This window comes from Streptomyces sp. NPDC051582 (assembly GCF_040681715.1).
Taxonomy (GTDB): Bacteria; Actinomycetota; Actinomycetes; order Streptomycetales; family Streptomycetaceae; genus Streptomyces.
Genome location: NZ_JBFAZJ010000015.1, coordinates 25,590 through 48,493 on the forward strand (window position 1 = coordinate 25,590; position 22,904 = coordinate 48,493).

General features: G+C 70.2%; 24 protein-coding genes. 7 read left to right on the plus strand and 17 right to left on the minus strand.

The window, feature by feature from the left end; all coding sequences use genetic code 11:
- Window position 1: 1 nt before the first annotated feature.
- Genes AB0M92_RS20485 through AB0M92_RS20545 form a run of 13 tightly spaced genes read right to left on the minus strand, consistent with a single transcriptional unit; the run spans window position 2 to window position 14,206 of the window.
- Complete coding sequence (locus AB0M92_RS20485) at window positions 2-1,594, minus strand: NADH-quinone oxidoreductase subunit M (protein WP_366103653.1); 1,593 nt, start codon at window positions 1,592-1,594, stop codon at window positions 2-4.
- A gap of 1 nt (window position 1,595) precedes the next feature.
- Window positions 1,596-3,491 carry an NADH-quinone oxidoreductase subunit L gene (gene nuoL / locus AB0M92_RS20490; RefSeq protein ID WP_366103654.1) on the minus strand — a complete coding sequence of 632 codons (1,896 nt, stop codon included), beginning with the start codon at window positions 3,489-3,491 and terminating at the stop codon, window positions 1,596-1,598.
- Between the two features lie 12 nt (window positions 3,492-3,503).
- Window positions 3,504-3,803 carry an NADH-quinone oxidoreductase subunit NuoK gene (gene nuoK / locus AB0M92_RS20495; RefSeq protein WP_048474479.1) on the minus strand — a complete coding sequence of 100 codons (300 nt, stop codon included), beginning with the start codon at window positions 3,801-3,803 and terminating at the stop codon, window positions 3,504-3,506.
- A complete protein-coding gene (locus AB0M92_RS20500) occupies window positions 3,800-4,609 on the minus strand; it encodes an NADH-quinone oxidoreductase subunit J (protein WP_366103656.1) in 810 nt (269 codons plus the stop codon). Before AB0M92_RS20500 ends, nuoK begins: the two co-directional genes overlap by 4 nt.
- A complete protein-coding gene (gene nuoI / locus AB0M92_RS20505) occupies window positions 4,606-5,214 on the minus strand; it encodes an NADH-quinone oxidoreductase subunit NuoI (RefSeq protein ID WP_366103657.1) in 609 nt (202 codons plus the stop codon). The genes AB0M92_RS20500 and nuoI overlap by 4 nt, the downstream gene beginning before the upstream one ends.
- Window positions 5,207-6,577: an NADH-quinone oxidoreductase subunit NuoH gene (gene nuoH / locus AB0M92_RS20510; RefSeq protein ID WP_366103658.1), complete on the minus strand. Its 1,371-nt coding sequence runs from the start codon at window positions 6,575-6,577 to the stop codon at window positions 5,207-5,209. Before nuoH ends, nuoI begins: the two co-directional genes overlap by 8 nt.
- Complete coding sequence (locus tag AB0M92_RS20515; protein WP_366103659.1) at window positions 6,574-9,081, minus strand: NADH-quinone oxidoreductase subunit G; 2,508 nt, start codon at window positions 9,079-9,081, stop codon at window positions 6,574-6,576. Before AB0M92_RS20515 ends, nuoH begins: the two co-directional genes overlap by 4 nt.
- Entirely contained in the window at window positions 9,078-10,424 is a 1,347-nt protein-coding gene (gene nuoF, locus AB0M92_RS20520) for an NADH-quinone oxidoreductase subunit NuoF (protein ID WP_366103660.1), read from the minus strand. The genes AB0M92_RS20515 and nuoF overlap by 4 nt, the downstream gene beginning before the upstream one ends.
- On the minus strand, window positions 10,424-11,188 hold the full coding sequence (gene nuoE / locus AB0M92_RS20525) for an NADH-quinone oxidoreductase subunit NuoE (RefSeq protein WP_366103661.1): 765 nt from the start codon (window positions 11,186-11,188) through the stop codon (window positions 10,424-10,426). The genes nuoF and nuoE overlap by 1 nt, the downstream gene beginning before the upstream one ends.
- Window positions 11,185-12,534 (minus strand): NADH-quinone oxidoreductase subunit D, encoded by a 1,350-nt coding sequence (locus AB0M92_RS20530; protein ID WP_366103662.1) that lies wholly within the window; start codon window positions 12,532-12,534, stop codon window positions 11,185-11,187. The genes nuoE and AB0M92_RS20530 overlap by 4 nt, the downstream gene beginning before the upstream one ends.
- Window positions 12,534-13,280, minus strand: coding sequence for an NADH-quinone oxidoreductase subunit C (locus tag AB0M92_RS20535; protein WP_366103663.1), 747 nt, complete (start codon window positions 13,278-13,280; stop codon window positions 12,534-12,536). Before AB0M92_RS20535 ends, AB0M92_RS20530 begins: the two co-directional genes overlap by 1 nt.
- Window positions 13,277-13,831 (minus strand): NADH-quinone oxidoreductase subunit B family protein, encoded by a 555-nt coding sequence (locus AB0M92_RS20540; RefSeq protein WP_030028258.1) that lies wholly within the window; start codon window positions 13,829-13,831, stop codon window positions 13,277-13,279. The genes AB0M92_RS20535 and AB0M92_RS20540 overlap by 4 nt, the downstream gene beginning before the upstream one ends.
- Before the next feature lie 15 nt (window positions 13,832-13,846).
- Window positions 13,847-14,206, minus strand: a complete 360-nt coding sequence (locus AB0M92_RS20545) for an NADH-quinone oxidoreductase subunit A (RefSeq protein ID WP_366103664.1) — start codon at window positions 14,204-14,206, stop codon at window positions 13,847-13,849.
- A gap of 758 nt (window positions 14,207-14,964) precedes the next feature.
- Here AB0M92_RS20545 and AB0M92_RS20550 point away from each other — a divergent pair.
- From AB0M92_RS20550 to AB0M92_RS20565, 4 genes are all read left to right on the plus strand, one after another.
- Window positions 14,965-15,801 (plus strand): C40 family peptidase, encoded by an 837-nt coding sequence (locus AB0M92_RS20550; RefSeq protein WP_366103665.1) that lies wholly within the window; start codon window positions 14,965-14,967, stop codon window positions 15,799-15,801.
- Window positions 15,802-16,026: 225 nt separating this feature from the next.
- Entirely contained in the window at window positions 16,027-16,350 is a 324-nt protein-coding gene (locus tag AB0M92_RS20555; RefSeq protein ID WP_366103666.1) for a hypothetical protein, read from the plus strand.
- Window positions 16,351-16,448: 98 nt separating this feature from the next.
- Complete coding sequence (locus tag AB0M92_RS20560) at window positions 16,449-16,691, plus strand: hypothetical protein (RefSeq protein ID WP_147420012.1); 243 nt, start codon at window positions 16,449-16,451, stop codon at window positions 16,689-16,691.
- Complete coding sequence (locus AB0M92_RS20565; protein ID WP_366103667.1) at window positions 16,685-17,134, plus strand: DNA-binding protein; 450 nt, start codon at window positions 16,685-16,687, stop codon at window positions 17,132-17,134. Before AB0M92_RS20560 ends, AB0M92_RS20565 begins: the two co-directional genes overlap by 7 nt.
- 59 nt (window positions 17,135-17,193) lie before the next feature.
- On the opposite strand, the gene AB0M92_RS20570 is transcribed toward AB0M92_RS20565, so the two are convergent.
- On the minus strand, window positions 17,194-18,477 hold the full coding sequence (locus tag AB0M92_RS20570; protein ID WP_366103668.1) for a geranylgeranyl reductase family protein: 1,284 nt from the start codon (window positions 18,475-18,477) through the stop codon (window positions 17,194-17,196).
- Between the two features lie 98 nt (window positions 18,478-18,575).
- Here AB0M92_RS20570 and AB0M92_RS20575 point away from each other — a divergent pair, with 98 nt between their 5' ends.
- Entirely contained in the window at window positions 18,576-19,112 is a 537-nt protein-coding gene (locus tag AB0M92_RS20575) for a GNAT family N-acetyltransferase (protein WP_366103669.1), read from the plus strand.
- A gap of 38 nt (window positions 19,113-19,150) precedes the next feature.
- Here the strand turns inward: AB0M92_RS20575 and AB0M92_RS20580 are convergent, their stop codons facing one another.
- Both AB0M92_RS20580 and AB0M92_RS20585 read right to left on the minus strand, forming a co-directional pair.
- Entirely contained in the window at window positions 19,151-20,062 is a 912-nt protein-coding gene (locus AB0M92_RS20580) for a glutaminase (protein WP_366103670.1), read from the minus strand.
- Between the two features lie 19 nt (window positions 20,063-20,081).
- Window positions 20,082-20,777 carry a demethylmenaquinone methyltransferase gene (locus AB0M92_RS20585; RefSeq protein WP_366103671.1) on the minus strand — a complete coding sequence of 232 codons (696 nt, stop codon included), beginning with the start codon at window positions 20,775-20,777 and terminating at the stop codon, window positions 20,082-20,084.
- Window positions 20,778-20,976: 199 nt separating this feature from the next.
- On the opposite strand from AB0M92_RS20585, the gene AB0M92_RS20590 reads away from it, so the two are divergent.
- A complete protein-coding gene (locus tag AB0M92_RS20590; RefSeq protein ID WP_366103672.1) occupies window positions 20,977-21,903 on the plus strand; it encodes a DUF3152 domain-containing protein in 927 nt (308 codons plus the stop codon).
- A 69-nt stretch (window positions 21,904-21,972) separates the two neighbouring features.
- On the plus strand, window positions 21,973-22,242 hold the full coding sequence (locus AB0M92_RS20595) for a helix-turn-helix transcriptional regulator (RefSeq protein ID WP_366103673.1): 270 nt from the start codon (window positions 21,973-21,975) through the stop codon (window positions 22,240-22,242).
- A gap of 10 nt (window positions 22,243-22,252) precedes the next feature.
- On the opposite strand, the gene AB0M92_RS20600 is transcribed toward AB0M92_RS20595, so the two are convergent.
- Window positions 22,253-22,897, minus strand: a complete 645-nt coding sequence (locus tag AB0M92_RS20600; protein ID WP_366103674.1) for a hypothetical protein — start codon at window positions 22,895-22,897, stop codon at window positions 22,253-22,255.
- Window positions 22,898-22,904: the final 7 nt, after the last annotated feature.

Sequence of the window (22,904 nt, forward strand, 5' to 3'; positions counted from 1 at the left end):
CTCACTTCGCCGCCTCCCCGTTCTTGGCCTCGACGGCCACCTGTGGCTTCGGGTCCTTCTCGTGGACGTCGGACATGGTGTGCTCCACCGCCGGGTTGACGATCTGGGTGAGCGGCTTCGGGTACACGCCGAGCCCGATCAGCAGCACGATCAGCGGGGCGACCACCAGCACCTCGCGCAGGCGCAGGTCGTGCATCCCGGAGACCTCCGCCTTCACCGGGCCGGTCATCGTGCGCTGGTAGAGCACCAGCGTGTAGAGCGCGGCCAGCACGATGCCGATGGTGGCGATGATGCCGATGACCGGGTACCGGGCGAACGTGCCGACCAGGACCAGGAATTCACTGACGAAGGGCGCGAGGCCCGGCAGCGACAGGGTGGCGAGCCCGCCGATCAGGAAGGTGCCGGCCAGCACCGGGGCCACCTTCTGCACGCCGCCGTAGTCGGCGATGAGGCGGGAGCCGCGGCGCGAGATCAGGAAGCCCGCGACCAGCATCAGCGCGGCCGTCGAGATCCCGTGGTTGACCATGTAGAGCGTCGCGCCCGACTGGCCCTGGGAGGTCATCGCGAAGATGCCCATGATGATGAACCCGAAGTGGGAGATCGAGGCGTACGCCACCAGGCGCTTGATGTCCCGCTGTCCGACCGCGACCAGCGCCCCGTAGACGATGCTGATCAGGGCCAGGACGAGGATCGCGGGCGTGGCCCACTTGCTGGCGTCGGGGAACAGCCCGAGGCAGAAGCGGAGCATCGCGAAGGTGCCGACCTTGTCGACGACCGCGGTGATCAGGACGGCGACCGGGGCGGTGGCCTCGCCCATCGCGTTCGGCAGCCAGGTGTGCAGCGGCCACAGCGGGGCCTTCACCGCGAAGGCGAAGAAGAAGCCGAGGAACAGCAGCCGCTCGGTGTTGGTCGCCATGTCGAGCGTGCCCGCGGCCCGGGCGGCGGTGATCTCCTGGAGCGAGAAGTTCCCGGCGACCACGTAGAGGCCGATGACGGCGGCCAGCATGATCAGGCCGCCGGCCAGGTTGTAGAGGAGGAACTTGACCGCCGCGTACGAGCGCTGCGCGGCCGCGTTCTCGTCGGTCCCGGCGTGTGCCCGGTCCCCGAAGCCTCCGATGAGGAAGTACATCGGGATGAGCATGGCTTCGAAGAAGATGTAGAAGAGGAAGACGTCGGTGGCCTCGAAGGAGATGATCACCATCGCCTCGACCATCAGGATCAGGGCGAAGAAGCCCTGCGTCGGCCGCCAGCGGGACGATGAGGTCTCCAGGGGATCGGCGTCGTTCCAGCCGGCCCCGATCACGAACGGGATCAGCAGCGCGGTGAGCGCGATGAGCGCCACCCCGATCCCGTCGACGCCCAGTTCGTAGCGCACGCCGAAGTCGGCGATCCAGGCGTGTGATTCGGTGAGCTGGTAGCGGGCGCCACCGGGCTCGAAGCGGACCGCGACGAGCACGGCCAGCGCCAGCGTCGCCAGCGAGAAGAGCAGCGCCAGCCACTTGGCGGCGGTCCTGCGGGCGGCCGGGACGGCCGCCGTCAGGACGGCGCCGACCGCGGGGACCGCGGCCGTCACCGTCAGAAGCGGGAAACTCATCTCACACCGCCCTCATCAGCAGGGTCGCGGCGATGAGGATCGCCGTGCCCCCGAACATCGAGACCGCGTAGCTGCGGGCGTAGCCGTTCTGCAGCTTGCGCAGCCGGCCCGAGGCCCCGCCGACCGCGGCGGCCGTCCCGTTGACCACTCCGTCGACCAGGCTGTGGTCCACGTACACGAGCGAGCGGGTCAGGTGCTCCCCGCCGCGCACCAGCACGACGTGGTTGAAGTCGTCCTGGTACAGGTCCCGCCGGGCCGCCCGCGTGAGGATCGAGCCGCGCGGGGCGAGGACCGGGACGGGACGCCGGCCGTACATCGACCAGGCGATGGCGACACCGACGACCAGGACGACCATGGTGGACGCGGTCACCGTCATGGCGCTGACCGGCGAGTTGCCGTGCTCGTAACCGGTGACGGGCTCCAGCCACTTCAGGAAGCGCTCGCCGATCTCGAAGAACGCTCCGGCGAACACGGATCCGAAAGCCAGGATGATCATCGGGATGGTCATGGACTTCGGGGACTCGTGCGGGTGCGGCTCGTGGCCCGTCGCGTCCGGCTGCCAGCGCTTCTCGCCGAAGAAGGTGAGGAGCATGACCCGGGTCATGTAGAAGGCGGTGATGCCGGCGCCCAGCAGGGCCACCCCGCCGAGGATCCAGCCCTGGGTGCCGCCCTTGGCGAAGGCCGCCTCGATGATCATGTCCTTGGAGAAGAAGCCGGACAGACCGGGGAAGCCGATGATCGCCAGGTAGCCCAGGCCGAAGGTGACGAAGGTGATCGGCATGAACTTGCGCAGGCCTCCGTACTTGCGCATGTCCACCTCGTCGTTCATCCCGTGCATCACGGAACCCGCGCCGAGGAAGAGGCCGGCCTTGAAGAAGCCGTGCGTCACCAGGTGCATGATCGCGAAGACGTAGCCGACGGGGCCGAGGCCCGCGGCCAGGATCATGTACCCGATCTGCGACATCGTCGACCCGGCGAGGGCCTTCTTGATGTCGTCCTTCGCGCAACCGACGATCGCACCGAAGATCAGCGTGACCGCGCCCACGACGGTGACCACCAGCTGGGCGTCCGGCGCCCCGTTGAAGACGGCGGCCGAGCGGACGATCAGGTACACGCCCGCCGTCACCATCGTCGCCGCGTGGATCAGGGCCGAGACCGGGGTCGGGCCCTCCATCGCGTCCCCGAGCCAGGACTGCAGCGGCACCTGGGCCGACTTGCCGCACGCGGCGAGCAGCAGCATCAGGGCGATCGCCGTCAGCTTGCCCTCGGTGGCGTTCCCCACGGAGGCGAACACCGGGCCGAAGGCGAAGGTCCCGAAGGTGGTGAACAGCAGCATGATCGCGATCGACAGGCCCATGTCGCCGACCCGGTTGACCAGGAAGGCCTTCTTCGCGGCGGTCGCCGCGCTGGGCTTGTGCTGCCAGAAGCCGATGAGCAGGTACGAGGCGAGGCCGACGCCCTCCCACCCGACGTACAGCAGCAGGTAGTTGTCGGCGAGGACCAGCAGCAGCATCGCCGCGAGGAACAGGTTCAGGTAGCCGAAGAAGCGCCGGCGGCGCTCGTCGTGCTCCATGTACCCGATGGAGTAGATGTGGATGAGCGTGCCGACCCCGCTGATCAGCAGGACGAAAGTCATCGACAGCTGGTCGAGCTGGAAGGCGACGTCCGCCTGGAAGCCCTCGACGGGGATCCAGGTGTACAGCTTCTCGTGCAGGGTGCGGTCCTCGGCCCCGCGGCCCAGCATGTCGGTGAACAGGGCTACGCCGATGCCGAAGGAGGCGGCGGCGAAGAGGGTGCCGAGCCAGTGCCCGGCCTTGTCGAGGCGCCGGCCGCCGAGAAGCAGCACCGCCGCTCCGAGCAGGGGCGCCGCGATCAGCAGCCCGATCAGATTCTCCACTGTGAGCGCCCCTTACAGCTTCATCAGGCTGGCGTCGTCGACCGAGGCCGAGTGGCGGGTACGGAACATCGACACGATGATCGCGAGACCCACCACGACCTCCGCGGCGGCGACGACCATCGTGAAGAAGGCGATGATCTGGCCGTCGAGATTGCCGTGCATCCGGGAGAAGGCCACGAAGGCGAGGTTGCAGGCGTTGAGCATCAGCTCGACGCACATGAACAGCACGATCGCGTTCTTGCGGATGAGCACGCCGGCCGCGCCGATGGTGAACAGCAGGGCGGCCAGGTACAGGTAGTTGACCGGATTCACTTCGATGCCTCCTCGCGGCCGAGGCGCTCCGCCGACGCCTGCTCCAGCGCCTTCAGATCGTTCAGTGCCTCGCTCGACACGTCCCGGATCTGGCCGCGGGCGCGCAGCGTCTTGTTGACGGTCAGCTCGGACGGGGTGCCGTCCGGGAGCAGGCCGGCGACGTCCACCGCGTTGTGCCGGGCGTAGACGCCGGGCGCGGGCAGCGGCGGGAGCTGCACGCCCTCGCGCACGCGCCGCTCGGCGAGCTCGCGCTGGGTGGCGGCCCGCTCGGTGCGCTCGCGGTGGGTGAGGACCATCGCACCGACGGCGGCCGTGATCAGCAGCGCGCCGGTGATCTCGAAGGCGAACACGTACTTGGTGAAGATCAGCGTGGCCAGCCCCTCCACGTGCCCGGCGGAGTTGACCCGGCCGAGCCCGTTGAAGTGGTTCAGCTTCGCGTTGCCGATGCCCGCGATCAGCAGGACGCCGAAGCCGAGCCCGCACAGGACGGCCAGCCAGCGCTGCCCCTTGAGGGTCTCCTTCAGCGAGTCGGCGGCGGTGACGCCGACGAGCATGACCACGAAGAGGAAGAGCATCATGATCGCGCCGGTGTAGACGATGACCTGGACCACGCCCAGGAAGTACGCCCCGTTGGCGAGGTAGAAGACCGCCAGGATGATCATCGTCCCGGCCAGGCTGAGCGCGCTGTGCACGGCCTTCTTCATGAGGATCGTCGAGAGCGCCCCGATGACGGCGACGGTGCCGAGGACCCAGAACTGGACCGCCTCGCCGGTGGAGGTCAAGGTGGCCGCTGCGAGGGCGCTCATGCCTGCACCTCCTCGGCATCGGCCGCGGTCTCGCCCTTGGAGAGCGCCACCTGGCGGACCGTCCCGGGAGCCGCCCCCGTCACCAGCCCGCGGTAGTAGTCCTGCTCGTCCGTGCCCGGGAAGATCGAGTGCGGAGACTCCACCATGCCCTCGGTCAGACCCGCGAGCAGCTGCTCCTTGGTGTAGATGAGCGATTCGCGGCTGGCGTCGGCCAGTTCGAACTCGTTCGTCATCGTCAGCGCCCGCGTCGGGCAGGCCTCGATGCACAGCCCGCACAGGATGCAGCGGGCGTAGTTGATCTGGTAGACCCGCCCGTACCGCTCACCCGGGGAGTAGCGCTCCTCCTCGGTGTTGTCCGCGCCCTCCACGTAGATGGCGTCGGCGGGGCAGGCCCAGGCGCACAGCTCGCAGCCGATGCACTTCTCCAGGCCGTCCGGGTGCCGGTTCAGCTGGTGCCGTCCGTGGAAGCGCGGAGCGGTGGTCTTCTGCTGCTCGGGGTACTGCTCGGTGAGGCGCTTCTTGAACATGGCCTTGAAGGTCACGCCGAAGCCGGCCACCGGGTTCTGCCACTTCTCGCCCTGCTCGGCGTCAGACTTGTCAGACATTCTCAGCACCCTCCTCTCGGTCACTGTCGGTATTCGTCCCGCCACTGACGATCAGCTCCCGCTCACTGCGAGGCCGCCTGCGCGGTACGGGTGCCAGGTGCTGGCCGGGCTTGGGCGGTACGGGGAACCCGCCCGCCAGCGGGTCGAAGGGCTCGGCCCCGGCGGCCTCGTCGGCCCGCCCGGCGGAAGCCTTCTCCTTCCGGTCGCGGAAGAGGTCCGCGACGAAGGACAGCAGCAGGATCGCCACGACCCCGCCGCCGACGTACAGCACGATCTCCGAGAAGTCGTAGTTCTCGTTGCGCAGCGCCCGGACGGTCGCGACCAGCATCAGCCAGACCACGGAGACCGGGATCAGGACCTTCCAGCCGAGCTTCATCAGCTGGTCGTAGCGCACGCGGGGCAGCGTGCCGCGCAGCCAGATGAAGAAGAACAGCAGCAGCTGGACCTTGATGACGAACCAGAGCATCGGCCACCAGCCGTGGTTCGCGCCCTCCCAGAAGTGACTGATCGGGTACGGGGCGCGCCAGCCGCCGAGGAAGAGGGTGACCGAGACCGCCGAGACGGTGACCATGTTGACGTACTCGGCCAGCATGAACAGCGCGAACTTGATGGAGGAGTACTCGGTGTTGAAGCCGCCGACGAGGTCGCCCTCGGACTCCGGCATGTCGAACGGCGCGCGGTTCGTCTCGCCGACCATCGTGATGACGTAGATGATGAAGGACACCGGCAGCAGCACGATGAACCAGCGGTCCGCCTGCGCCTCCACGATCGCCGAGGTCGACATCGACCCGGAGTAGAGGAAGACGGAGGCGAAGGCCGCGCCCATCGCGATCTCGTACGAGATCATCTGCGCGCAGGAGCGCAGGCCCCCGAGCAGCGGGTACGTCGAGCCCGAGGACCAGCCGGCCAGGACGATGCCGTAGATGCCGACCGAGGCGACCGCGAGGATGTAGAGCATCGCGATCGGCAGGTCGGTGAGCTGCATCGTCGTGCGCTGGCCGAAGATCGAGACCTCGTCGCCGGCCGGGCCGAACGGGATCACCGCGATGGCCATGAAGGCCGGGATCGCCGCGATGATCGGGGCCAGGACGTACACCACCTTGTCGGCCCGCTTGACGATGATGTCTTCCTTGAGCATCAGCTTCACGCCGTCGGCGAGCGACTGGAGCATGCCCCAGGGGCCGTGCCGGTTGGGGCCGATGCGCAACTGCATCCAGGCGACGACCTTGCGCTCCCACACGATGGAGAAGAGCACGGTCACCATCAGGAAGGCGAAGCAGAACACCGCCTTGATCACGACCAGCCACCAGACGTCCCTGCCGAACAGGGAGAGGTCCTCGGCCGCGAGCTGTACCGCGTTCACGCGCCCACCTCCGCGGGGGTGCCGCTGCCGTCGGCCGGGGTCGCCGGTCCGATCCGTACGAGGGTGCCCGGGTGGGCCCCGGTGTCGGCGAGGACGCCGTGCCCGGCGGAGTTCAGCGGGAGCCAGACCACGCGGTCGGGCATCTCGGTGATCCGCAGCGGGAGTTCCAGGGAGCCGGCCGGGCCGGTCACCGCGAGGACGTCGCCCTCCTTGACGCCGGTCTCGGCGGCCGTGGCGGCCGACAGCCGGGCGCTCGCCTCGTGCCGGGTGCCGGCCAGGGCCTCGTCGCCCTCCTGGAGCAGGCCCTGGTCGAGCAGGAGCCGGTGACCGGCGAGGACCGCCTCGCCGGCGCCCGGGCGGGGCAGCGGCGCGGTGTCCGCAGACTGCTCGGCGGCGCGCTCCCCGGCCCAGGGGCCGAGCGCGTCGAGCTCGCGGCGTACGGCGTGTACGTCGGGCAGCGCGATCGGCCGGTCGGCCGCGTCGGCCAGCATGTGCAGGACGCGGGCGTCGGCGGGGGCGAGCCGGCGGGTCATCTGGTCGGGCTTGAGCGCGGCCTCGAACGGCCGGACCCTGCCCTCCCAGTTGATGAACGCACCGGCCTTCTCGTCGACGGCCGCGACCGGGAAGACCACGTCCGCGTGGTCGGTGACCTGGCCGGGCCGCAGTTCCAGCGAGACCACGAAGGCCTCCTGGAGGGCGATCAGCGCCCGGGCCGGGTCCGGCAGGTCGGCGATCTCGACGCCCGCGACCAGCAGGGCGGAGAGCTCGCGGCCCGCTGCGGCCTCGACGATCTGGCCGGTGTCGCGGCCGTAGCGGTGCGGGAGCTCGTCCAGCCCCCAGGCGGTGGCGACCTCGTCGCGGGCCCGCGGGTCGGTGGCCGGACGGGCCCCCGGCAGCAGCGAGGGCAGCGCGCCCGCCTCGACGGCGGCCCGCTCCCCGGCCCGGCGGGGGATCCACACGAGCTGCGCGCCGGTCGCGGCGGCGGCCCGTACGGCGGCGGTCAGCGCACCCGGCACGGCGGCGAGGCGCTCACCGACGACGATGACCGCACCGGCCCGGCGCAGCGCTTCGGCGGCCTCGGCCCCGCCGGCCTCCAGGCCGGTGCGGGAGGCGAGGGCGTCGAGCCACTCGGGCTCGGTGCCGGGGGCGGCGGCCAGCAGGGCGCCGCCCGCCTTGTCCAGACCGCGGGTGGCGAACGGGGCGAGCGCGAAGGTCCGTTGCTTGTGCTTGCGGTGGGCCTTGCGCAGCCGCAGGAAGACCCCGGGGGCTTCCTCCTCGGACTCGATGCCGGCGAGCAGGACGGCGGGGGCCGCCTCCAGCTTCGCGTACGTCACGCCGCGGCCGTCGAGGTCCGTGCCGGTGCCGGCGACGGTGGCGGCCAGGAACTCGGCCTCCTCCGCGCTGTGGATCCGGGCCCGGAAGTCGATGTCGTTGGTGTCGAGGACGACGCGGGCGAACTTGGCGTACGCGTACGCGTCCTCGACGGTCAGCCGGCCGCCGGTCAGGACCCCGGCTCGGCCGCGCGCGGCCGAGAGCCCGGCGGCCGCGGCCTCCAGGGCCTCGGGCCAGCTCGCCGGGGCGAGGACCCCGTCCGAGCCGCGCACCAGCGGAGTGGTGAGCCGGTCGGGGCGCTGCGCGTAGCGGAACCCGAAGCGGCCCTTGTCGCAGATCCACTCCTCGTTGACCTCGGGGTCCTCGGCGGCCATCCGGCGCAGCACCTTGCCGCGGCGGTGGTCGGTCCGGGTCGCGCAGCCGCCCGCGCAGTGCTCGCACACGCTCGGGGAGGAGACGAGGTCGAACGGGCGGGAGCGGAACCGGTAGGCGGCCGAGGTGAGGGCGCCGACGGGGCAGATCTGGATGGTGTTGCCGGAGAAGTACGACTCGAAGGGGTCGCCCTCGCCGATGCCGACCTGCTGGAGCGCGCCGCGCTCCAGGAGCTCGATCATCGGGTCGCCCGCGACCTGTGTGGAGAAGCGGGTGCAGCGCGCGCACAGCACGCACCGCTCGCGGTCCAGCAGCACCTGCGTGGAGATCGGGACCGGCTTCTCGTACGTGCGCTTCTTGCCCTCGAAGCGCGAGTCGCTCTGCCCGTGGGACATCGCCTGGTTCTGCAGCGGGCACTCGCCGCCCTTGTCGCAGACCGGGCAGTCCAGCGGGTGGTTGATGAGCAGCAGCTCCATCACCCCGCGCTGGGACTTCTCGGCCACCGGGGAGGTCAGCTGCGTCTTGACGACCATGCCGTCGGTGCAGGTGATGGTGCAGGAGGCCATCGGCTTGCGCTGGCCCTCGACCTCGACGATGCACTGGCGGCAGGCGCCGACCGGGTCGAGGAGGGGGTGGTCGCAGAACCGGGGGATCTCGATGCCGATCTGCTCCGCGGCCCGGATGACCAGGGTCCCCTTGGGCACCGACAGTTCGATGCCGTCGATGGTCAGGGAGATCAGGTCCTCGGGCGGCACGGCGGCCTCTCCGCCACCGGTCGGAGCATTAGTGGTGACGGTCATGCGTTCACCTCCGTGTCAGCCCAGAGGGTCGACTTCTTGGGGTCGAAGGGGCAGCCCTTGCCCGTGATGTGCTGCTCGTACTCCTCGCGGAAGTACTTGAGTGAGGAGAAGATCGGGCTGGCGGCGCCGTCGCCGAGCGCGCAGAACGACTTGCCGTTGATGTTGTCGGCGATGTCGTTCAGCTTGTCGAGGTCCGACATGACGCCCTTGCCGGCCTCGATGTCGCGCAGCAACTGGACCAGCCAGTACGTGCCTTCGCGGCAGGGGGTGCACTTGCCGCAGGACTCGTGGGCGTAGAACTCGGTCCAGCGGGTGACGGCCCGCACCACGCAGGTCGTCTCGTCGAAGCACTGGAGCGCCTTGGTGCCGAGCATGGAGCCGGCCGCGCCGACGCCCTCGTAGTCCAGCGGCACGTCGAGGTGCTCGTCCGTGAACATGGGGGTCGAGGAGCCGCCCGGGGTCCAGAACTTCAGCCGGTGCCCGCGGCGCATCCCGCCGCTCATGTCGAGGAGCTGGCGCAGGGTGATGCCGAGCGGGGCCTCGTACTGGCCGGGTCCGGCGACGTGCCCGGACAGCGAGTAGAGCGTGAAGCCGGGGGACTTCTCGGTGCCCATCGACTTGAACCAGTCCTTGCCCCGGTTCAGGATCGCGGGAACCGAGGCGATGGACTCCACGTTGTTGACGACAGTGGGGCACGCGTAGAGCCCCTCGACGGCGGGGAAGGGGGGACGCAGCCGGGGCTGACCGCGCCGGCCTTCGAGGGAGTCGAGGAGTGCCGTCTCCTCTCCGCAGATGTACGCGCCCGCCCCCGCGTGCACCGTGATGTCGAGCTTCAGGCCGCTCCCGAGGACGTCCTCGCCGAGGTAGCCGGCCTCGTACGCCTCGCGCACCGCCTCGTGCAGGCGCCGCAGTACCGGGACGACCTCGCCGCGCAGGTAGATGAAGGCGTGCTCCGAGCGGATCGCGTAGCAGGCGATGATCATTCCCTCGATGAGGGAGTGCGGGTTGGCGAAGAGGAGGGGGATGTCCTTGCAGGTTCCCGGCTCCGACTCGTCCGCGTTCACGACGAGGTAGTGCGGCTTTCCGTCGCCCTGCGGGATGAACTGCCACTTCATTCCGGTGGGGAAGCCCGCGCCGCCGCGGCCGCGCAGACCGGAGTCCTTCACGTAGGCGATGAGGTCGTCCGGGGTCATCGCGAGCGCCTTGCGCAGGCCTTCGTAGCCCTCGTGCCGCCGGTAGGTCTCCAGCGTCCACGACTGCGGCTCGTCCCAGAAGGCCGACAGCACGGGCGCCAGCAGCTTCTCCGGGGCGCCGTTCTCATGCATTTCGGCAGTCACCGTCATCACTCCCCCTCCTCGGTGGCAGCGGAAGCCTCACCACGCGGGTGCACGACCTTGCCGAGCTGCCCGGTCTCGCCGCGCGCGATGCGCAGCCCGATCAGGGAGGCGGCGCCGGCACCGCCGCTCGCCTCGACCGCGCCCGCGCGCTCGTCGGGGAAGCCGGCCAGGATCCGGGCCGTCTCCTTGTACGTGCACAGCGGCGCGCCCCGGGTCGGCGCGACGGGCCGGCCGGCGATCAGGTCGTCGACCATGGCCTTGGCGGAGTCGGGGGTCTGGTTGTCGAAGAACTCCCAGTTGACCATCACCACGGGGGCGTAGTCGCAGGCCGCGTTGCACTCGATGTGCTCCAGCGTGACCTTGCCGTCGGGGGTGGTCTCGTTGTTGCCGACCCCGAGGTGCTCCTTGAGCTCGTCGAAGATCGCGTCACCGCCCATGACCGCGCACAGGGTGTTCGTGCAGACCCCGACCTGGTAGTCGCCGGAGGCCTTGCGCCGGTACATCGTGTAGAAGGTGGCCACGGCGGTGACCTCGGCGGTGGTCAGGCCCAGCACCTCGGCGCAGAAGCGGACCCCGGTGCGCGAGACGAAGCCCTCCTCCGCCTGGGTCAGGTGCAGCAGCGGCAGCAGCGCGGAGCGGCTGTCGGGGTAGCGGGCGATGACCTCCTTCGCGTCCGCTTCGAGCCGGGCGCGTACGTCGGCCGGGAAATCGGGGGCCGGAAGCCCGGGCATGCCCAGACTCACCCCTTGACCGGTCGGATTGGCTGTCATCGGTCGACGCCTCCCATCACGGGGTCGATGGAGGCGACGGCGACGATGACGTCGGCGACCTGGCCGCCCTCGCACATCGCCGCCATGGCCTGAAGGTTGGTGAAGGACGGGTCGCGGAAGTGGACCCGGTAGGGGCGGGTGCCGCCGTCGGAGACGACGTGCACGCCGAGCTCGCCCTTGGGCGACTCGACGGCCGCGTACGCCTGCCCGGCCGGCACCCGGAAGCCCTCGGTCACCAGCTTGAAGTGGTGGATGAGGGCCTCCATGGAGGTGCCCATGATGTTCTTGATGTGGTCGAGCGAGTTGCCGAGGCCGTCCGGACCCATCGCGAGCTGCGCCGGCCAGGCGATCTTCTTGTCGGCGACCATGACGGGGCCCGGCTCCAGCCGCTCCAGGCACTGCTCGACGATCCGCAGGGACTGGCGCATCTCCTCCAGGCGGATCAGGAACCGCCCGTACGAGTCGCAGCTCTCGGTGGTCGGCACGTCGAACTCGTAGGTCTCGTACCCGCAGTACGGGTCCGCCTTGCGCAGGTCGTGCGGCAGGCCCGCCGAGCGCAGGATCGGCCCGGTGGCGCCGAGCGCCATGCAGCCGGTGAGGTCGAGGTGGCCGACGTCCTGCATGCGGGCCTTGAAGATGGGGTTGCCGGTGGCGAGCTTGTCGTACTCCGGCAGGTTCTTCTTCATGGTCCCCAGGAAGTCGCGCAGCTGGTCCACGGCGCCCGGGGGCAGGTCCTGGGCGAGGCCGCCGGGGCGGACGAACGCGTGGTTCATGCGCAGGCCGGTGATCAGCTCGAAGATGTCGAGGATCAGCTCGCGGTCCCGGAACCCGTAGATCATGATCGTGGTCGCGCCCAGCTCCATGCCGCCGGTGGCGATGCACACCAGGTGGGAGGAGATCCGGTTGAGCTCCATCAGCAGGACGCGGATGACGGTGGCGCGGTCCGGGATCTGGTCGGTGATGCCGAGGAGCTTCTCGACGCCGAGGCAGTACGCCGTCTCGTTGAAGAACGGCGTCAGGTAGTCCATGCGCGTCACGAAGGTGGTGCCCTGCGTCCAGTTCCGGAATTCGAGGTTCTTCTCGATGCCGGTGTGCAGGTAGCCGATGCCGCAGCGGGCCTCGGTGACGGTCTCGCCGTCGATCTCCAGGATCAGCCGGAGCACGCCGTGGGTGGAGGGGTGCTGCGGGCCCATGTTGACGACGATCCGCTCGTCGTCGGCCTTCGCCGCGGACTGGACGATCTCGTCCCAGTCCCCGCCGGTGACGGTGTAGACGGTGCCTTCGGTGGTCTCCCGGGAGGCCGCGGCGTTCGAGGAGGCCTTGTTCGATGCGTTCTGGGCGTTCATCAGCTGTACGACCTCCGCTGGTCGGGGGCCGGGATCTGGGCGCCCTTGTACTCGATGGGGATGCCGCCGAGCGGGTAGTCCTTGCGCTGCGGGAAGCCCTGCCAGTCGTCCGGCATCATGATCCGCGTGAGCGCCGGGTGCCCGTCGAAGACCAGGCCGAAGAAGTCGTACGCCTCGCGCTCGTGCCAGTCGTTCGTCGGGTAGACGGAGACGAGCGAGGGCACGTGCGGGTCGGCGTCGGGGGCCGTGACCTCCAGGCGCACCACCCGGCCGTGGGTGATCGAGCGCAGGTGGTAGACGGCGTGCAGCTCGCGGCTCTTGTCGTCGGGGAAGTGGACCCCGCAGACGCCGGTGCAGAGCTCGAAGCGCAGGGCGGGGTCGTCGCGCAGGGTCTTGGCGACGCGGACGAGGTGCTCGCGGGCGATGTGGAGGGTCAGCTCGCCGCGGTCGACGACGACCTTCTCGATCGCGTTCTGCGGGAGCAGGTCCTGCTCCTCCAGCGCCCCTTCGAGCTCGTCGACGACCTCGTCGAAGTAGGAGCCGTAGGGGCGGTGGCTCTCGCCCGGCATGGCCACGGTGCGGACGAGGCCGCCGTAGCCGCTGGTGTCGCCGCCGCCCCGGGCACCGAACATGCCCTTGCGGACGCCGATCACCTCGGGGCCGCCGGCGGAACCCCGCGGGGCAGGAACGTTGTTCCCGTTGCCGTTGGCGTCGGTGCCTGGGGAGGTCTCGCTCGCGTCGCTCACCGGAGCAGCCCCTTCATCTCGATCGTGGGGAGGGCCTTGAGGGCCGCCGCCTCCGCCTCGCGCGCCGCCTCTTCCCGGTTCACGCCGAGCTTTCCGCCCTGGATCTTCTGGTGGAGCTTGAGGATCGCGTCCATCAGCATCTCGGGCCGCGGCGGGCAGCCGGGGAGATAGATGTCCACCGGGACGATGTGGTCGACGCCCTGGACAATCGCGTAGTTATTGAACATTCCGCCTGAAGATGCACAAACCCCCATGGAGATGACCCATTTGGGAGCGGGCATCTGGTCGTACACCTGCCGCAGCACCGGCGCCATCTTCTGGCTGACCCGACCGGCCACGATCATCAGATCGGCCTGGCGCGGGGATCCGCGGAAGACCTCCATGCCGAAGCGGGCCAGGTCGTACCGGCCCGCTCCGGTGGTCATCATCTCGATGGCGCAGCAAGCCAGGCCGAAGGTCGCGGGGAACACGGATGACTTGCGCACCCAGCCCGCGGCCTGTTCGACGGTGGTCAGCAGAAAGCCGCTCGGCAGCTTCTCTTCCAGTCCCATGGGAAATTCAGCCCCTCAGTCCCATTCCAGACCGCCGCGGCGCCACACGTAGGCGTAGGCGACGAAGACGGTGAGCACGAAGAGCAGCATCTCGACGAGCCCGAAGATCCCCAGGGAGTCGAAGGTGACCGCCCAGGGGTAGAGGAAGACAACTTCGATGTCGAAGACGATGAAGAGCATCGCCGTCAGGTAGTACTTGATGGGGAAGCGGCCGCCGCCGGCCGGCGTCGGCGTCGGCTCGATGCCGCACTCGTACGCATCGAGCTTCGCCCGGTTGTACCGTCTCGGGCCGATCAGCGTGGCCATGACCACGGAGAAGATCGCAAACCCTGCGCCGAGGGCGCCGAGCACGAGGATGGGCGCGTACGCATTCACGCTCCTCGCTCCTTCCAGTCGTCCTTGACCGTTGGACCGCCGTGCCGGCCGCCTCGCGAAGATCGTCCAACTCGACGGGATCTCATGTGAGGCAGTTCACAAGCCGGACTGCTGCGCATCTTATGCCTGCTCCTCTGTGATCTGCGACACGGGTAACAACACCGAGTTTGTGATCTCCACCACCTGACGAACGATCATCAAGCCCGATAGGTGGTGATCTTCATACGCGAAGCATCCACATGATCACCAAAGGTGACATCCGGCCTCGTTGTCGCAGGTGGAAGGCCGATGCCCCTATCAAAGGATGGCGAGTGCAGGCAAATTTGCAGGATCAAGCCTTGCACGGTAAAGGAAATCGCCGTCGCCCGGCCGGGGGAGGCTCCGAGGACGCGAGTGGACGGCGCCGGGCGCGTGCGCGCGTTCACGAGCACGGGCGACCGCGCCCACGGGAAGTTCACGGTCGGATCACGGACGGACCACAGCGCCCTCACAGTGAGATGAATCTGTGACCTGCGCCACACCGAATTCTCGGTTCCGAAACGGGGCTTGGCCATCTGTGTGCAGTGATGGTAGGTCGTGGATCAATTCGGACTTATTGCGGAAACCCCTTGATCACAGCCTTGTGACGGCGTGTCCGATACGTCCGTTACGGCGTCAATAGGACGCGCGACGCGCCCGGTTAGCCCGATTCGCGGACAACTGTGGCGCAGACCACGTTTCTTGAAGGGAACCCGGACCCCCTGATAGCGGTTGTCCTCATGTCCCACACCGCTCACATACCCAGCCACCGGAAGCCCCGTCGCAGCGCCTCGAAGCTCGCGGTCCGCGCCGGAGTTGCCGGTGGCGTCCTCAGCACCCTGGCGATGGCCGGCACGGCGAGCGCGTCCCCGTCCGAGCCCGTGACCGAGACGACGCTCGAAATGCCGGTCCTGAACCTGGACCTGGCCGCCGACGTCTCCTCCGCCGTCACCACCGCCGCCGAGAACACGGCCGCCGCCGCCGTCACCGGTGAGCTGCGCACCCAGGAGGAGCAGGCCCGTACGGGCGCTGCCGCCGAGGCGAAGAAGGCCAAGGAAGACGCCCAGAAGGCCGACGCCGAGAAGAAGGCGAAGGAGGAGGCGGACCGCAAGGCCGAGGCCGAGCGCGCCAACCGCAGCTCCTCCCGGGGCAGCCTCCAGAGCACCTCCGCGTCGGACTCGGGCTCCGAGCTGGGCTCGGGCACCGTCACCGCCCCGGCGACCGGCTCCGCCGCAGCCATCGTCAACTTCGCCCGCGCGCAGGTCGGCAAGGCGTACATCAGCGGCGGCACCGGCCCGTCCTCGTACGACTGCTCCGGCCTCGTCCAGGCCGCCTACCGCCAGGCCGGCGTCACCCTGCCGCGCATGTCGCAGGACCAGTCCGCGAGGGGCACCTCGGTCTCCCTGAGCGCCCTCCAGCCGGGCGACGTCCTGTACTGGGGCTCCCGCGGCAACGCCTACCACGTCGCCATCTACGTCGGCGGCGGCAAGTTCGTGGGCGCCCAGAACCCCAGCACGGGCATCGTCGAGCGCTCCCTGAGCTACGACAAGCCGACGGGCGCCGTCCGCATCCTCTGAGACCCCCGAGGTCCCTCTGAGCGCCCTGGGGTTCCCCAGGGGCTCCCTGAGCCCCTCTCAGCGCGTCTCGGCGTGCTCCGGCGCGTCCGCGTACGTCCCGGCACGGCCCGAGGGCCGGCACTCCCCCGCTCGCGGGCGCAGTGCCGGCCCTTTCCGCGTCCGCCGGCGCCCTGAGAGGATGGCGGTACGAAGCGCCCGATTCAGGCCAGGAGGTGGCGGACCGTGATGACCGACGCGTACGAGGAGCAGGACCGCGCCGCCGACCCCACCTCCGCGCCCGCCGCGGCCGGACTCTTCCTGCTCGCGGTCGGCGGCTGGCTGTTGAACACCACCCGCCCCTGGCACAAACCCGGACATCCCGTCATCCTGGGGCTCGGCTGGGCCGTTGCCTTCGCCCTGCTGCTCTGGGGCGCGGTGCTGGTGACCCGCTGCGTACGGACGGTCCACGGCCCGCGGCGGCAGCCGGCGCACGCGCCCGGAGGCGACGAAACGGGCCGAACCGGCGAAGCGGGCCGAACCGGCGAAGACCCGGCCCGACCCGCTCCCTAGCCCGGTTCCCGTCGGCCTCAGGCCTTGGGGGCCACCTTGGTTCCGCTGAGGTAACCATCGGACAAGAAATTTCCTACCGCCGGTGGTACGTTTTAGATATGAGCAGCCACGTGGCACCCCAGGCCGTCGAGCGGGCCGGCAAGAGATCCGTGTCGCTCGCCCAGTCATTGATCAAGGAAGTCGAGGAACGCGCCGGCAAGAGCGGGTTCTCCTCCGTTGTGGCCGAAGCCCTGGAGGAGTGGCTGGCCGCGCAGAAGCTGCGTGAGGTCGTGACCGCCGACCGCAAGGCGTTCGGCCCAGTCTCCGCCGAAGCGCGGCGGCAGGCGGAGCAGGAGTGGTAAGCAAGCGCCTCAAGATCAAGGCGAAGTGCGAGGGCACTCTCGTCCTGGACGCCCAAGGGCTTTCACTGCACGTCGACGGTGACGAGGGGATGCGTGCGCGCATCGAGGTCGCTCAGCAGAGCGGCCGACGCGTGGCGCTCTCCGCACTGACGCCTTTGGAGGTACGCAGAACGGGCGAAGCCGCCCAGCGGCTCCGGTTTCTGCTGTCCCGGTTCGACGTGAAACCGGTCAACGACGCGGTGACGGACACTGCAGCAAAGCTGCTGGACGCCTCCGGCCTTGACGGACACGAATGCCTCGTGGACGCCCTCGTCGTCGCCACGGCCGCACTCTGCACTCCCCCGGTACTGCTCGTCACCTCCGACAAGTCCCACATCCCGGCCCTGTGCAAGGCCGCCGAGGAGCTTCCCGGCTCCCCGAAGGTGAAGATCGTCAACGTCTGACGCGCGACACCACGAGCCGGGCCGCTCGACTGTCGGACGAGCGGCCCGGCGTTGAACCATCAAGCTCGGGGAGCCACCTTCGAGAGGCCGTTGATGATGCGGTCCATCGCGTCGCCGCCCGAGGGGTCGGTCAGGTTCGCCAGCATCTTCAGCGTGAAGCGCATCAGCACCGGGTGCGTCAGTCCGCGCTGCGCGGCGACCTTCATGACCTTCGGGTTGCCGATGAGCTTCACGAAGGCGCGGCCCAGCGTGTAGTAGCCGCCGTACGTCTCCTTGAGCACCTTCGGGTAGCTGTGCAGCGCCAGCTCGCGCTGGGCCGGGGTGGCCCGGGCGTGCGCCTGCACGATGACGTCGGCCGCGATCTGGCCCGATTCCATCGCATATGCGATGCCCTCGCCGTTGAACGGGTTGACGAGCCCGCCCGCGTCGCCGACCAGCAGCAGGCCCTTGGTGTAGTGCGGCTGCCGGTTGAAGGCCATCGGCAGGGCCGCACCGCGGATCGGCTGCGTCATGTTCTCGGGCGTGTAGCCCCAGTCCTCCGGCATCGACGCGCACCAGGCCTTGAGGACCTCGCGCCAGTCCAGCTCCCGGAAGGCGGAGGAGGAGTTGAGGATGCCGAGGCCGACGTTGGACGTGCCGTCGCCCATCCCGAAGATCCAGCCGTAGCCGGGCAGCAGCCGGTCCTGCGCGCCGCGCCGGTCCCACAGCTCCAGCCAGGACTCCAGGTAGTCGTCGTCGTGGCGGGGCGAGGTGAAGTACGTACGGACGGCCACGCCCATCGGGCGGTCCTCGCGCCGGTGCAGGCCCATGGCGAGCGACAGGCGCGAGGAGTTGCCGTCGGCGGCCACCACGAGCGGGGCGCTGAAGGTGACCGGGGTCTTCTCCTCGCCCAGCTTCGCCTGCACGCCGGTGATGTGGCCGGTGCGCGGGTCGCGTACGGGCTCGCCGACGTTGCAGCGCTCGTACAGGCGGGCGCCGGCCTTCTGGGCCTGGCGGGCCAGCGTCTCGTCGAAGTCGTCGCGCTTGCGCACGAGTCCGTAGTCCGGGAAGGAGGCGAGTTCCGGCCAGTCCAGCTGGAGGCGCTGGCCGCCGCCGATGATGCGCAGGCCCTTGTTGCGGAGCCAGCCGGCCTCTTCGGAGATGTCGATGCCCATCGCCACCAGCTGCTTGGTGGCGCGCGGGGTCAGACCGTCACCGCAGACCTTCTCGCGCGGGAACGCCGTCTTCTCCAGCAGCAGGACGTCGAGTCCGGCCTTGGCGAGGTAATAGGCGGTGGTCGAGCCGGCGGGCCCGGCCCCGACGACGATCACATCCGCGGAGTGTTCGGAGAGGGGCTCGGTCACTGCGGGGTCTCCCGAAGGCTCGATAAGGGGTGCCCAACGGCACGGGACATGTGCAGTCTATGCAGCGAGAGAGATCACGAACCCGAAGGGCTGCCCCGATGACCGCTTCGCCCACCTCGCCCGCCTCGCTCCCCACCGTCCGGCTGCGCGTGCCGACCGACGAGGACGCCCGGGCCTGGCACGAGGTCTTCGACGACCCCGACGTGATGGAGTTCCTCGGCGGCCCGGCCGAACTGTCCCTGTACGAGGAGTTCACGGCGCGCCAGCGGATGCACGACGCACAGCTCGGCTTCTGCCTGTGGACGCTGCTGGACGCGGACGGAGCGGTGATCGGCTTCACGGGCGCCCAGCCGTGGCCGCAGGACAAGCCGTGGGGGCCGGTCGGCGAGATCGAGATCGGCTGGCGCCTGGGCCGCTCGGCGTGGGGCAAGGGCTACGCCTACGCGGCTGCCCTGGCCACGCTGGAGCGCGTGCGGGCGGCGGGTATCGGCCGGGTGGTGGCGATGATCAACGATGAGAACCAGCGCTCGATCGCGGTCGCGGAACGCCTCGGCATGACCCTGGCGGAGCGCTTCCTGCTCCCCAACGGCGTCCGCCACGGCCGCCGCTACGAACTCGTACTGGCGGCCGGGTAGCCCCCGCCCGGGCCGGGCCGGGCCGTGCGAGCGGCGCGTCAGAAAACGGACAGGCCGGTCAGCGTCGTGAACCGGTCCAGGGCGGCGACACCCGCGACGGAGTTGCCGTGCGGGTCCAGGCCCGGTGACCAGACGGCCAGCGTGCACACGCCCGGCACCACCGCCACGATCCCGCCGCCCACGCCGCTCTTGCCGGGGAGTCCGACGCGGTACGCGAACTCGCCTGCCGCGTCGTACGTCCCACAGGTCAGCATCACCGCGTTGACCTGCTTCGCCTCGCTCCGCGTCAGCAGCCGCGACCCGTCGGCCCGCAGCCCGTGCCGGGCCAGGAACCGCGCCGCCCGCGCCAGGTCGGCGCAGCTCATCTCGATCGAGCACTGCCAGAAGTAGTGGTCCAACAGCGCCGGCACGGGGTTGTCGATGTTCCCGTACGAGGCCATGAAGTGCGCCAGCGCGGCGTTGCGGTCGCCGTGCTCGTGCTCCGAGGCCGCCACCTCCGCGTCGAAGCCGAGGTCGGGGTTCCCGCTCTCCTCCCGGAGGAACTTCAGCAGCTCGCTGCTCGCGTCGCCCGTCAGCGTCTGCAGCCGGTCCGTGACCACCAGCGCGCCCGCGTTGATGAACGGATTGCGCGGGACGCCGTTCTCGTACTCCAGCTGCACCAGGGAGTTGAACGGGTTGCCCGAGGGCTCCCGCCCGACCCGCTCCCACAGGCTGTCGCCGCCCTCGGCCAGCGCCAGCGCCAGCGCGAAGACCTTCGTGATCGACTGGGCCGAGAAGGGAACCTGCCAGTCACCCACCCCGTAGACGTTCCCGTCGAGATCGGCGACGGCCATCCCGAACTGCCCCGGATCCACGGAGGCGAGCGCGGGGATGTACTCGGCCGGCGTGCCGCCGCCCACCAGGGGGGCGACATCGGCCGCTATCTGTTCGAGGAGGGGCTGGTAGTCCACGGGTCCGCGCGCCCTGCGCCTAGGCCGTCTTGACGCCGCGGTGCAGCGCCACGATGCCGCCGCTGAGGTTGCGCCAGGCCACCTTCGACCAGCCGGCCTTCTGCAGCAGGCCGGCCAGCGCCGGCTGGTCGGGCCACTCGCGGATCGACTCGGCGAGGTACACGTACGCGTCGGGGTTGGAGGAGACCGCGCGGGCCACCGGCGGCAGGGCGCGCATCAGGTACTCCATGTACACCGTCCGGAAGGGGCCCCACGTGGGCTGCGAGAACTCGCAGATCACGACCTGCCCGCCCGGCTTGGTCACCCGGTACAGCTCGCGCAGCGCCGCGTCCGTGTCCTGTACGTTGCGCAGCCCGAAGGAGATCGTCACGGTGTCGAAGACGTCGTCCTTGAACGGCAGCCTCGTCGCGTCGCCCGCGGTCAGCGGCAGCCAGGCGTGCCGCTTCTTGCCCTCGCGGAGCATGCCGAGCGAGAAGTCGCAGGGGACGACGTACGCGCCCGTCGCGGCGAACGGCAGCGAGGAGGTCGCGGTTCCGGCGGCCAGGTCCAGCACCTTGTGCCCGGGGCGCGCACCGACAGCCCTGGCCACCTCCTTGCGCCACAGACGGGCCTGCCCGAGGGAGAGGACGTCATTGGTGAGATCGTAGTTCGCCGCCACACCGTCGAACATGGAGGCGACTTCGTGCGGCTGCTTGTCCAGGGAAGCGCGGGTCACTGGCGTTGGCCCCTCAGGTGCGGTGCGGTACGGGTGGGCTGATACCGGGCCATTCTCGCAGGCGGTCCCGGGCCCCACCGCCGGGGGCACAACTGGCCCGATGGACAGTTACGCGGAGCATGCGCGTCCGCGTTGACTGGCGGTCATGGCCCGAACAAGGCCCACCGAAACACCTTATTCACGAACAAAGGGCTCCACGATGCCGGCAGGCCATACCACCGGTCACGGTCGAAGTTCTCGTCTCGGCCGCCGCGCCCAGCGGCGGGCCGAGCGGCGCAAGCGGCTCCACCGCACGCTCCTCGCGGCGGGCGCGGTGGTCGCCGTGGCGGGGACCGCGTACGCGGTCGTGCCGCTGGACGACGCCTCCTCCGTCTCGGACTCCGTGGCCGCGCCGGCGTCCGGTACGCCCGGTGCCGCCTCCGGTGCGCCCGGCCAGGACCCCGCGGCGGCCTCCCCCTCGGCCCCGGCCGGATCCGCCGGGTCCGCAGGGCCCGGGAAGCCCTCCGACGATGCCTCGAAGCCCGGCGGCGAGGGAGGCGGACCGACCGCGGGCAAGACGCCCCAGTCCGGCCCGGGCACCTTCGCGGCCTCTTCCCGCGCGGGACAGCCGCAGGGCAGGGGGACCGCCCGCAAGTGGCGGATCGAGGTCGAGGACGGGAGCGGGGTCGACGCGAACACCGCCGCCCAGTCCGTGGAGAAGATCCTGGGCGACCCGCGCGGCTGGATCAAGGACCCGGCGTACGGCTTCCAGCTCGTCGGGGCCGGCCAGCCCGTGGACTTCACCGTGAAGATCGCCACACCCACGACCACCGACCGGCTGTGCGAGGTGGTCACCCCGGAGCTGATCGGCGAGACGAACTGCCGGGCCGGTCACACCGTCGTCGTGAACCTCAAGCGCTGGCTGGAGGGATCACCGCAGTTCAAAGGGGCCGTGGAGGAGTACCGGGCACTGATCGTCAACCACGAGGTGGGCCACGAACTGGGCCACGACCACGAGACCTGCCCGGGCCCCGGGAAGCCCGCTCCGGCAATGATGCAGCAGATCAAGGGGCTGCTCGGCTGCAAGGCCAATGCCTGGCCGTTCGACGGAAATGGAACCTACCTGTCGGGACCACCCGTCCCATAGGGCAGAGAGATCCGACGGGCCGCACGAGTTGACCGCTCGACCACCGGCCGGGGGCGAGGAGTGGAAACCATGCGCGTCGTCAGCTACAGCGTCCCCGTCTGGTTCCCGCCCCGCACGGGGGAGGGCGTACGGCCGCAGGCCCAGCTCACCGAGCAGGAGTCGGCCGTGTTCCTGTGCCTGGCGACCGGCGCCTCCAACGCGGAGCTCGCGGGCGAGCTCCAACTGTCCGTCAGCACGGTCAAGTTCCACGTCCACAACATAAGAGCGAAGCTGGGCGGCATCAGCCGGCTCCAGGCCTGCCTGCTGGCCGCCCTGGCCCGCGAATCCGCGAGGGCCTAGACCACACCCCCTAGCGGCGCCGGTGCAGGAGGCGGCCGGATATGACCGTGGCCACGCAGGTGGTGGCGCCCTGGGCGAGGAGCTGCGCCGGGTCGGCCACGGCGAAGGCCGCGAAGCGGGCCGGGGCGCCCGCTTCGAGTGCCCCGTGGAAGGCCTCCTCGGGCGACTCGCGGCCGGCGAAGGGGTCCAGTGAGGGGGTCCCGGAGACGGGCGCCGGCGGGAGGAGGGTCAGGCCCGAGCGGGACACCGCCGTGCGGACCGCCGGGACCGTGAGCCTGCCGGCCACCGCCACCACCCCGCGGGCCAGCAGCTTCTGCGTGGCCCGGCGGGCACTGTTGCCCCAGCGGGACTCCGTGGGCGACAGGGCGGCCAGCGCCTCGGCGCCGCTGATCGGGTCGGCCCCGAGTTCGGCGGTCTCGTACGGGTCGTCCGGGTAGTACGTCCGCTCCAGCAGCTCGTCCGCCCCGCGCACCAGCAGCCCCGGGGTCAGCACCCCGGGCCAGCGGCGGACCCGCGCGTGCGGGCAGCCCGCCGCGAGCTCCTCGTACGGGCCCACCCGGGCGATCCGGTCGCCCTCGACCAGGACCGCCCCGGCGGGCAGCGGCGCGCGGCCCGCCCCCGGGACGAGGAGGTCGGCGGTGTGAAGCGTCAGCACGGGTACG